General features: G+C 60.7%; 11 protein-coding genes. 6 read left to right on the top strand and 5 right to left on the bottom strand.

Annotated elements, in window-relative coordinates; all coding sequences use genetic code 11:
- The first annotated feature begins 98 nt into the window (after positions 1-98).
- Both ACYP5B_RS08435 and ACYP5B_RS08430 read left to right on the top strand, forming a co-directional pair.
- On the top strand, positions 99-644 hold the full coding sequence (locus ACYP5B_RS08435; RefSeq protein WP_441639830.1) for a phasin family protein: 546 nt from the start codon (positions 99-101) through the stop codon (positions 642-644).
- Positions 645-1,384: 740 nt separating this feature from the next.
- Positions 1,385-1,648 (top strand): hypothetical protein, encoded by a 264-nt coding sequence (locus tag ACYP5B_RS08430; protein WP_441639819.1) that lies wholly within the window; start codon positions 1,385-1,387, stop codon positions 1,646-1,648.
- Between the two features lie 183 nt (positions 1,649-1,831).
- Here ACYP5B_RS08430 and ACYP5B_RS08425 read toward each other — a convergent pair whose 3' ends face one another.
- From ACYP5B_RS08425 to ku, 4 genes are all read right to left on the bottom strand, one after another.
- Positions 1,832-2,905: a zinc-binding metallopeptidase family protein gene (locus tag ACYP5B_RS08425; protein ID WP_459569278.1), complete on the bottom strand. Its 1,074-nt coding sequence runs from the start codon at positions 2,903-2,905 to the stop codon at positions 1,832-1,834.
- A 57-nt stretch (positions 2,906-2,962) separates the two neighbouring features.
- A complete protein-coding gene (locus ACYP5B_RS08420) occupies positions 2,963-3,139 on the bottom strand; it encodes a hypothetical protein (protein ID WP_459569277.1) in 177 nt (58 codons plus the stop codon).
- Positions 3,140-3,725: 586 nt separating this feature from the next.
- The gene (locus ACYP5B_RS08415) at positions 3,726-4,553 is read right to left on the bottom strand and encodes a tetratricopeptide repeat protein (RefSeq protein ID WP_459569276.1); all 828 of its coding nucleotides are present in this window, start codon (positions 4,551-4,553) and stop codon (positions 3,726-3,728) included.
- Between the two features lie 7 nt (positions 4,554-4,560).
- Complete coding sequence (ku, locus tag ACYP5B_RS08410; protein WP_459569275.1) at positions 4,561-5,463, bottom strand: non-homologous end joining protein Ku; 903 nt, start codon at positions 5,461-5,463, stop codon at positions 4,561-4,563.
- 256 nt (positions 5,464-5,719) lie between these two features.
- Between ku and ACYP5B_RS08405 the strand changes: the two genes are divergently transcribed.
- The 4 genes from ACYP5B_RS08405 to ACYP5B_RS08390 all read left to right on the top strand — a co-directional run bounded on the left by ACYP5B_RS08405 (position 5,720) and on the right by ACYP5B_RS08390 (position 9,801).
- Positions 5,720-5,944, top strand: coding sequence for a DUF2188 domain-containing protein (locus ACYP5B_RS08405; protein ID WP_459569274.1), 225 nt, complete (start codon positions 5,720-5,722; stop codon positions 5,942-5,944).
- Between the two features lie 9 nt (positions 5,945-5,953).
- Positions 5,954-8,497, top strand: a complete 2,544-nt coding sequence (gene ligD, locus ACYP5B_RS08400) for a DNA ligase D (protein ID WP_459569273.1) — start codon at positions 5,954-5,956, stop codon at positions 8,495-8,497.
- A 29-nt stretch (positions 8,498-8,526) separates the two neighbouring features.
- Positions 8,527-8,772 (top strand): hypothetical protein, encoded by a 246-nt coding sequence (locus ACYP5B_RS08395; RefSeq protein ID WP_459569272.1) that lies wholly within the window; start codon positions 8,527-8,529, stop codon positions 8,770-8,772.
- Positions 8,773-9,510: 738 nt separating this feature from the next.
- A complete protein-coding gene (locus ACYP5B_RS08390; protein ID WP_318232931.1) occupies positions 9,511-9,801 on the top strand; it encodes a hypothetical protein in 291 nt (96 codons plus the stop codon).
- Positions 9,802-10,280: 479 nt separating this feature from the next.
- On the opposite strand, the gene ACYP5B_RS08385 is transcribed toward ACYP5B_RS08390, so the two are convergent.
- Positions 10,281-10,699, bottom strand: a 419-nt coding sequence (locus ACYP5B_RS08385; RefSeq protein ID WP_459569271.1) for an IS30 family transposase, incomplete at its 5' end; no start/stop codon positions are given.

The following is a 10,699-nucleotide window of genomic DNA, read 5'->3' as shown; positions in this document are numbered from 1 at the left end:
CATTGCTCTTTCGGTCAGATCGGCGCTGCTGTTCTCCTTATAGCGCATCGATGTTTCTCCGCCCACGCCGGGGCCGGAAGGGCCTTGAACTGCTCATGATGAATCCGCTACCTCCCGAGCAAATCGCGGCATTTGAACAAGCCAACCTCGCCATCCTGTTTGGATTGGCGAACCAGGCCTTCGCAGGCTTCGAGAGACTAGTTGCGCTGAATCTGGAGGTAATGAAGTCGACGCTGGCGGAAACACGGGAGCTCGCACAGAAGTCGTTAGCTGTGAAAGACCAGCAAGAGCTACTCGCGCTGCAAGCCAGTCTGATGCAGCCGATCGGCGAGAACGTGCTGTCGTACTGCCGTCAACTGTACGACATTGGGTCCGCCACGCAATCCGCATTCGCCAAGGCCATCGGGGTGCAATGCGAGGTACTCGTCGAGAATCTTGCGAACAGCGCGCCGGCGGGTTCGGAGCCCGCCGTTACCGCGCTGACGTCGGTGATCACCGCCAACAACAAACTGTCAGAAACAATGTACCAGACCGTGAAACAGGCGATCGAAGTCGCCGAAAGTAATTTCAATGCGGCGAGCAGGACGACGCCGAAGGCGGCCAAGCAGACCGTCGAGCATGGGTCGCGCGCCGCCAAGACGTAACGCCTGAGGCCTGATGTGGCGCCAATCGACCCAAGATAAGTCGCTAAGAAATCGCGAGTAGTGTGCGTCAGCCAATCGCGACGCTTGCACCTATTCGCGGTTAGGACACAGTTGCTCCAGTAGTCGTAACGCTGGCACGGTGATCCAATCGCTCAATTTCTCGATGGCGGCCTCGGCTTGGGCGCCCAGGGTTGGGCGCCCGGGTCCGACAATCCAGCGCATGCGTCATGCCGTGCCATCGCAGCAAGGCATCCCGCAAGCCAGCCGGATTACAGCAACGAGGCTCGATGGTGGCAAACAGCTCTACCACGCGCAAGTGCCGAGGTGTCGCCCTTGCCATAGTGCGTCTGGGTTTCAGGCAGAACGGGGTTTCCGGCCGGAGTGGGCCGGGTCAACGAAAAGGCTGTCGCGAATCCAGGCCTCCGGCACCCAGCGTCCGTCACGTCGATCTTGACACCTTCCTTCATCCTTCGCGCAGAGTGCAGCTGAAGCTAAATTCTCGGCCAGCCACTCGGCTGGCCTGGTCTTTCTGGCTATCCGGAATCGTCTCACTGGGTAACCTCGCGGCCTCGTCGGAGGGTTGGAGCCTGGCAAGCGCAGCTGCTAAGCTGAAATCATTGAGGTCGAAACCAGGAGTGGTGATCAGTACCGAAGACATTCCATGCCTGCGCGACAAGGCCCATAGACGCATTCTGTGAGTTCGACGATGGTACCGAGTGCACACGATCGGAGACATTGCCATGCGCAACACCAAGACCGATTCGCGATACGCAAGCGCTAGTGAAATCCGCGAGATTATCGGTCCATTTGAAGGCGAAGTGATTGCACGGATTCTGGAGATCGAGCCCACCCTTGAGGATGTGCAGCGGGCATATAGATGGCTGCGCTCCGATGAACACTTGTTGCGAAATCTTGAATCCAATCTAGGAGGAAAGGCGGAAGAGGTGTTCGAGATACTTGACGACGAATTTCCTGATTTCGATTCATCTGGCCATCCAGGTTAGCCAGAGGGGAGGCCGGCTATATGATTATCAAAGCCCCAGCACACCTGCTCGACGGTGTCCAAGCCAATTGCTATCGGGTTGATATTGGGCCCCATCTCTGAAGGAAGGGAGCAAGGTCCACGCAACCTTCGACAAGATCAATGGCGTGGAAACGGTGGCGATTATCGAGCCGGAATAAGCGCCTTACGGATTGGGCAATTCGGCCTGCGGCCCGGCCGACACCACCTCGTGCACGAAACGCAGCTTATCGACCACGACAGGACTCAGCGCGAACAGGGAGACATCCGGCACGCCCAGGCTCCGGTTCAGGCTGTTGAGCACGTAGGTGAGCGGAAACCACCGGTCCATCAGGCTTTGGAAGCTGGCATCCCCGACGGGCGTCTGGTCCGTGAGGGTGGGCTCTCCTGCCGTGCCTGGCTTGAGCGCAAGGCCGCATGCCGCGGCTGTGTCCACGGTATCGACGATGTGGAGATAGTGTGCCCAGGTTTCGGCCCAGTCCTCCCACGGGTGGGTGGCCGCGTAGGCGCTGACGTAGTTTTGCTCCCAGCCCTCCTGCGCGCCCTTGTCGTAGTGCGCCTTCAACGCTTCGCCATAGTCCGCACGCTCATCGCCAAAGCGCTCTCGAAACGGTGCCTGCCAGCGGGTGCCGGCGATCAGGCGATCGAAATAGTAGTGGCCGATCTCATGCCGGAAATGGCCCAGCAAGGTGCGGTACGGCTCGCCCATCAGCGAACGCGTCTTTTCCCGATGGGCGTCGTCGGCCTCGGCAATGTTCATGGTGATGAGGCCGTTGTCGTGCCCGGTCATCACGCGCTCCTCGCCAACGTCTTCCAGGAAGTCGAATTGCAGCCCGAATTCCGGAGCGGCCTCGCGGGACACGTGCGGCAGGCCCAGGGCGGTTAAGGTATAGAGGACGCGGCGCTTGGCTACCTCAAGCCGGGCCCAGTAGAGCCGGTTGTTCGGCGTATCCAGGCATGGCGTGGTGCGCGTTAGCTTGCATGACTCGCAAAGCACGTCTTCCGAAGTGGCCGGGATCATGCCGTTGCACACACCTGCCACAGCGTAGTTCTGGCATTGCTTATAAAGCTTGTCTTGCGCGCCGGCATTTAAGCTGCGCCACAGGTTGCCTTCCGCGGGTTCGAACACGCAGATCTGCGAGATGTCGTAGACGTAGCCAAGCAGCGCCTGGCAGCGCTCACAGGTGACGTTCTCAAAAAAAACCAGGTTGGAGCAACGGCCGCAGTGAAAAGTCTTCATGGATTCTTTTACCTGGCGAAGAATATTTACACACCCCATCCGCTGCAAGAGCCGCCGCTAGCGCTCCAGCACCTGCTCGCGGGAGGTGCTCGCCAGATCCGCGGGCTGCTCGCTTTGCGGGTCGTGCTCGCCCGGCTGCGTGGTTTTGCGGCCTTCTCCCGGCTGCTCGATATGGCCGCGGGTGCAGGGCTTGGCCCGTGGCTTCGAATCGGGCCTGCCATTCTCGTTTGTCATCGTCGAGCTCCTGTGTGGTGACGGTTACTGAACCGTTTGAGCCATGGTCCAACCCGCAAAATATGTGCCTGGCGCAGGGCACTTGCAAACCGGCAGCGATGAATGGTTGGCGTACCCGGTGACATTGGCCATCACGGGTGTCTACCCGACCCTTCGGGTGCATCTCGCGGGGCGTGGCCGGAGGATTCTGCGGTGATGAGTGTCGCGACGCGGCGCCTGTCTTGCTCGTATTTCTGCGCCGACAGGATGGAGGCGATACTGCAATTCCTCGCTTCTGGTCCGACTTAATTGTTCTCGACGTGGAGATGCCGCTAATGAACGGCCTCGCGACGGCTCGGATCCTCGCGGAGCTTTATCCTGCCGCCACTTGGCGGCTCGTCCCGCAAGACCGGCAGAACGTCAACGGTGCAATGAGGAGCAACAATCGCAGCGGGCCTCTCAGAGCATTTCTGTAAACCCAGCGACCTGGAGAAGCTCTCGCGCCTCCTGAAACCTGAAGTTCGGATAGACCGTGTCTCTTGAAAGCCTCCCTGATCGTATGCGAGCGCAGGGACCTGAACTGGAGAACCGAGATCTGCTTTCGCTCCTAGCGTTGAAGCCTGCGATACGTGTTGAAATGCCGGATCGCTCGCATCGCATTCCCCAGCGTCTCATAGATGCTTGCAGCGTTGTAATGTGCATCCGCAAAATCTGGCGCTAGCTGGATACAACGCTCGTAGCTCGTCAGGGCCTCGTGCGGGCGCGCCTGATCTTCCAGCGCCACAGCCAGGTTGAAATGGAGCAGCGGTTCGTTCGGCAAATGCGTGATCCCGAAACGGTATAGCTGAACGGCGTCGTCACATCGGCCAGCGCCGCACAGCATGCAGCCCAAATTAAGGTAGGGGTCCAAGAACATCGGCTCAGCGTCAACCGCGCGGCGGTACGCCTCTTCCGCCTCCGTCGGCCGTTCGCTTTCCAGTTCGGCACCGACGAGAAACCAATCCTTTGCCACAGCCACAGCCGCAGCCTCAGCCGCCGGCGCCCGGGAATCGCGTAGCGATCCCACGCCCGCGGCGCCCGTTTCACCTAGCTCAAAGTCCATCAGCATCTGGCCAGACACGGCCTGCCATCCCCTGCCCTCATCCCTTGTCGCTACCTCGTTGCCCATGGCGCGGATCCGCACGCCGGTCAGCGGCTGGCCGGCGCCGCGAGAGGCCTTCACCCTAGCCAGGGCGCGGACAATTAGCCGCGTTGGGATCTTCGCGTCATGCAAGGAATTTGCTGTCCGGAGCAGCACCATGTCCTGAAACGTGAAGAGGAGCGCCCGGCGCGGCCCGCGCGCTGGTGTGATGATCCCCTCGGCGACCAGCCTCGTGGCCACCGAGCGAGGGATGCCCAGCATCGCCTCTGCGTCCTTCAGGGTGTACGTCGGCATTGTGCCGTCACTTTTTCCCCGCTGAAGCGCGCTTGGCGGGAGCTGGCGCTGCAGTGGCACGCTTCGCCGGCTTACTGGGCTTACCCTCCGCCTTAACCGGGGAGGTCGCCGCCTTTGTTCCGCCCTGTTTGCGCTGGTTCATGCTCGCGCGCAGCGCCTCCATCAGGTCGATCACTTCTGCGCCCTGACGCGGCTCGCTTCGCTCCTCGCTCACAGCAATCTTCTTGCCGGCGATCTTTTTGTCGATGGCCGCCAGAATGCGGTCTTTCTCCTCATCCTTGTAGGCCGAGGGGTCGTATCCTTCTACCGAGTTCTGCTCGATCAGCTGCTGGGCCAACGCCAGTTCGGCTGGCTGGATCGGGGCCTTCTCGACGTGCAGGTCCACCATCGACCGAACCTCGTCAGCGTAGAGGAGTTGCTGTAGCACCAAGCCTTCGTCGGTCGCACGCACCTGCACCATGTATTGTTTGCCCTTCCAAGTCCACTGCGCGAGCGCGCAGGTCCCTGTCTTTCGCATAGCCTCGGCCAGCAAGTTATATGGCTTGCCGCCACGCTTGTCTGGGCCCAGGTAGTAGGCCTTGTCGAAGTAGATCGGATCGATGGCCCCGGATGGCATGAACGACACGATGTCGACCGTGTGCTTCGCCTCGTCCTCCAGCGCCTTCAATTCATCTGGCTCAAACACCGCGTAGTGATCCGGCTCGAACTCGTAGCCCTTGACCATCTCGGACCGCTCGACCACCACATCCTCGCGGATGCAGACGTATTGTTGCTTGAGCCTGGAGCCGCAACCCTTGTGCAGGAGATTGAAGCCGACCCCAGACTTGCTTTCCGTGGCGCTGAAGATCTTCACAGGGATCGACACGAGGCCAAAGCTGAGGGAAAGAGAGGCAATGGAACGGGCGGCCATAGCGATCACCGTGGTGGGCGGAAGTACACCAATCAAGCTTAGATCGTACCCGCAGGAATGGCGACGGTGCGGGTTCCTCTTGGGGATAGGCAAGCACTTTCCAGAAAGGCATGTGCAAGGCTCGACGCTCGTGCGTGTGTAGTTTTTGGTTTGCGTGCACAGCACCCTTGCAAGCAAATGTCGGACATCGGCCTATTGTCTCCCCCGGCCCCGGGGAAAATACTTCGATCACAGCCATTCAAAGGAGACATACCTCATGGCAAACAAGAATGTGCACGTCGTTCCACACGCCGATAAATGGCACGTGATTCGCGAGGGCGCCAATCGACCGTCTTCCCAGCATGACGACCAAGAGCAGGCGATCGCCGCCGGCACTGCCGAGGCGAAGCAAGACAAGGTCGAACTGCTCGTGCATGGGCGAGATGGGAAAATCCGGATGTGCAACAGCTACGGACACGATCCCCGCGACGTGAAAGGCTAGCTTCAATCCGTGGCCAAGTCGGCATCTACCAACGCGCGCAGCCTGGAGCGGTATCGCCTGAAGCGTGACTTCGCGGCCACGACGGAGCCGAGCGACGAGGCCGCGCGGTCGCTCGCGCCCGCCGCCGGCGGCGCGTTAAACTTTGTCGTGCAGAAGCATGCGGCTCGCCGGCTCCACTATGACTTTCGTCTCGAACTGGAGGGTACCCTCAAGAGTTGGGCGGTCCCCAAGGGACCCAGCTTGGATCCTGCCGAGAAGCGGATGGCCGTACATGTCGAGGATCACCCGCTGGATTATGCGAGCTTCGAAGGCGTGATCCCGCCCAAGCAGTACGGGGCCGGCATCGTCATCGTTTGGGATCGAGGGACGTGGATACCGGTCGGCGATCCGGTGGCCGGTATCCAGAGCGGCAAGCTGAAGTTCGCGCTGCAAGGTGAGAAGCTACGTGGCCGTTGGACCTTGGTCAGGATGCACGGGCGCAGCGACGAGCGTCAGGAACCGTGGCTCTTGATCAAGGAGCGGGATGCGTTTGCGCGCACCGCTGCGGAGTACGACATCACCGAAGCCCTGCCGGACAGCGTACTGGCCAAGGTCAACAGCAGATCGGGGGCCGGTGGTAAAGCGAAGACAGCCGTGCCAAAGCCGCGTCGGTCGCTCGCGGGCCAGGGCCGACAGGTATTACCCGCTGCAGCACGCCCTGCCCCCCTTCCGCTTGCGTTGGCCCCGCAACTGGCGACGCTCGCGTCAACGGTGCCGCGCAACGCATCACAATGGGCCTATGAGATCAAGTTCGATGGATATCGGCTGTCATCCCGCGTCGATGGCAACGACGTCCGCCTCTTCACCAGGAACGGACATGACTGGACCTCGCGCCTCAAAGCCCTGGCGGCGGAGGTAGGCGCACTTGGGCTTGGCTCCGCGTGGCTGGATGGGGAGATCGTCATCCTTGGCGAAAAGGGCACCACGGACTTCCAGGCGCTCCAGAATGCCTTTGAGAGATCGCGGGTGGAGGATATACAGTACTTCGTCTTTGACCTTCCTTTCTTCCAGGGCCACGACCTACGGCAGGTCCCCTTGGCAGAGCGCAGGGCGCTGCTGAAGGAGGTGCTGGCAGTGCCCGTTGCGACGCGAGTCAGGTACAGCGAGGCCTTTGAGGGCGCGCCAGACGACCTTCTAGCCGCTGCATGCCAGATGGGCCTGGAGGGCCTGATTGGCAAGCGCGTCGACGCGCCGTACGTGTCGGTCCGGGCACCGAGCTGGATTAAGCTCAAATGCACGAAGCGGCAAGAATTTATCATTTGCGGGTTCACGGCCCCGAAGGGAACCCGGCATGGCCTCGGCGCGCTCCTGCTTGGTGTGCACGATGAAGCCGGCAAGCTGTACTACGCAGGTAGTGTTGGCAGCGGGCTCGATTCGCGCATGCTTGCGAAGCTGCTCGCAATGCTGATCGAACTGGAAGTGCCAGCTTGTCCCTTCGAGAAGCCGCCACCACGTCTAACCGGCCAATGGGTCAAACCGAAGCTGGTCGCCGAGATCTCGTTCGCCGAGTGGACCAAAGAGGGGCGAGTACGGCATGCGGTCTTCCATGCGCTACGCGCGGACAAGGAACCGGGCAGCGTGACGCGGGAGCGGGCAGTGGAGGTGGAGCCCCCGCGGCCACGCCCGGCTCGCTCTGTGAAGGTCACCAACGCAAAACGCGTGATTGACCCAACGACCGGGCTGACGAAAGGCGACCTGGTCGGCTTCTACGAGGCCATCGCGCCGCATCTGCTCCCGCACCTGCGCGGCCGACCCGTCTCTCTTGTGCGCGGCCCCACCGGCATCGGTGGCGAGCTTTTCTTCCAAAAGCATATAGAGGCAAGCAAGATCCCAGGCATGACCGTGTTGGCCCCGTCCCTATGGGCAGATCATCCGGCATTGCTTGAGATCGGGAGTGTGTCGGCCATCGTCTCAGCTGCTCAGCTGAACGTGATCGAGTTCCATACCTGGAACGCGACCAAACGCAGCATCGAGAAGCCGGATCGCATCATCTTTGACCTGGACCCCGGCGAGGGCGCGCCCTGGCAGCATATGCTCGAGGCAGCCATGTTGACAAAGGCTATGCTGGATGAGCTTGGCCTAGTGAGCTTTCTCAAGACCAGCGGAGGAAAGGGTCTACACGTCATCGTGCCGATCGCACCTCGCCTGCCATGGGACACCGTCAAGACATTCTCGCAGGACGTCGTCGTCCATATTGCGCGCACCATCCCCCAGCGCTTCGTCGCTAAAAGCGGACCACGCAATCGGGTAGGAAAGATCTTCATCGACTACCTGCGCAACGGGCATGGCGCGACGACAGCATCCGCGTTCTCGGCCCGCGCCAGGCCCGGTTTTGGGGTCTCGATGCCTGTAACCTGGGAGGAGTTGGAAGAGCTGACAGGAGGCGATCATTGGACGATCCGGACCGCGGTGCAGCGCGTTGAAGCCGTAGGCTATGTGGACCCCTGGGCGGAATACTCTGACATAGGGAGGAAGCAACAACTGAGCCCCGCCGTCCGGAAAATGGCTGGTTAGGCGGGATGGAAATGTATGGAGGCCTTTTTATGACAAACCTGGAGGCATTTCCTGCTGCGGAGCGCGAAGCCTTTGCCAACGCCTGCCGGCGGCACGGATTCATCGCGGCGCACTTCAGCGTCTGCGACACCACCGAAAGCCAGGTCCGCTTGGTCAGCGTACTTCGGCCCGAGACAGGAGCGCTGATGCAATATGCGGCAGGCCCTCGTGAGTTTTGGCCCGCAGAGTTCGAACAGGACCTGAGCTCCGAGATCTTTGGCAGCGCTCCCGACTGATGAATGGTGGGATTGCTGCGCAGCCGGCCGATGCAGGCGCATGCTGCTCAAATGTATTGATCTACCTGAGGTTGGACTTCAGTCTCGCGGCCAAATTGGAGGGAGCATCATCAGGCGCGTAGAGCCTTCGCCACTTCCGCAAGCCGGTTGCAGTGCAGCAAAATCCGAGTCTGCACCTTTCCCTGCGGAAGAAAAGGGTTTACCCGGAACGGACCGCCGCGATGCTCTAAATCTTCGGTGTGCTTATTCGAGCGTTTGAGTTGGGCCGCCTGTCCACGCCTGACCAGCCAGCCATCGCTTGGCCTGTTCGGCACGGGGTCCCGGCATGGGCCACCCGCTCCAGGCCGGCGATCGCTTGGTGGTGCGCGTCCCATGTCCCCGCGCGCGCCGGCGCCGACGCTGGCACGAACCAGGCTGGCACTAGGTCAAGTTTAAATGCGTACCCCGATTCGTTGCTTTTCTTCCAACCAACGTTGTCGCCATGCGGCGGGCGTTGCGTTTGGAAAACGGGGGTGTTGCGATCGACTCAAGGCAACTTTCGGTGGATTGCGGACGTTGGCTGAAGGCGCCAGGATTTTGCACCGCTTCTCAGGTTTACTACGACAGTACAGTTACTACACTTGGTATGGGTCGCGGAAGTCAGGTGCGCGACCCTCCCAATTACTTCCACGCCCTGCACGCTGCACACATTGTTCGTGCGGCATGCTGGTCTCGCTGGTCAAACAGGAGGATGCAATCATGCAAACTGTTATAAGGAGATTTTCCGGAAAGGGTGCAAAGGAGTTGTTCGATCTGCTGGAGACGCGCACAGCTGAGGTCGAAGAACTGATGCGTTCGGTCAAAGGCTTTGTCGGCTACACCCTCGCACGCAGCGGCGATGGCGGATTCTCGGTGACTGTTTGCCAGGACAAGGCAGGCACTGACGAAAGCGTGCAGAAGGCGAAGGACTGGATCGCGAAAAACGCCGGAAGCACGGGCGTGGGCGCGCCGGAGATATCGGAGGGATCAGTCCTCATTCACCTGAAGTAACTTTGCCTTGCGACTGGCAGCGCGTGAGTTCAGCGGGCGGATTGGGACCTACGCAATTGGCCTCACCGTCCACTCCTCACGCCCACGTCTTGCCGGGTTCGTCCTTTGCAGATCCTCCGGGCTCGTCACAATGCGGCACTTCTGGCTCTCGTGCCGCCTGACATGCACCTCCGTACTATTCCGAAAGGCGGAGCTGGCAATCTGTTTTCTTCTTCATCGAGCGGCGAGTCGCGAACAAGCCGACGCACGCGACTCATGTCGAACGTTGAACGGCTGCTTCGGAGGGGACTGACTGGCCGGAGTGGGTCGGGAACGGTAGTTCGCCCACGACCCTACGGCTCCAGCTCTGACGGTCAGCACGCAGCCTATCGCAACGCTGATCGAGGTACTTATAAAAGTACGACGGATGCCGGCTGCTAGCCCCGACCGCCGATGGCCTAAAGGACGGGCGGTTTCAAGTCCCAAGTGCAACACCCGCGTCAGTGAATTGAAGTTGGGGGGTGAGAAACTTGTTTGAGCATACGAGCGAACACCTCCAGTGGGGAGTGGAACGCGTGCGTAGCACGAGGTCGCTTGTTCAAGCTGTCGGCAATTGCGTCGAGTTCTTCTTGTGTGTGCACGGACAAGTCGGTGCCCTTTGGCAGGTACTGGCGCAGCAGCCCGTTGGTGTTCTCACAAGTGCCACGCTGCCAGGGGCTGTGCGGATCGCAGAAGTAGACCTTGACGCCAGTGTTGGCGCTGAGCTCACTGTGGCGCGTCATCTCCTTTCCCTGGTCGTACGTCAGGCTCTGGCGCAGCGGCCCGGCAATCGAATTGAGCTTGGCAGAAAAGCCGGCCAGCGCCGAGGCCGCAGTAGCGTCATCCATCTTGGCCAACAGCACCAGACGACTGCTGCGTT

The sequence above is a fragment of the Cupriavidus sp. 8B genome (assembly GCF_054589115.1).
The sequence above is the reverse complement of the archived record's forward strand: the minus strand, read 5'-3'. Positions and strand labels throughout refer to the sequence as shown.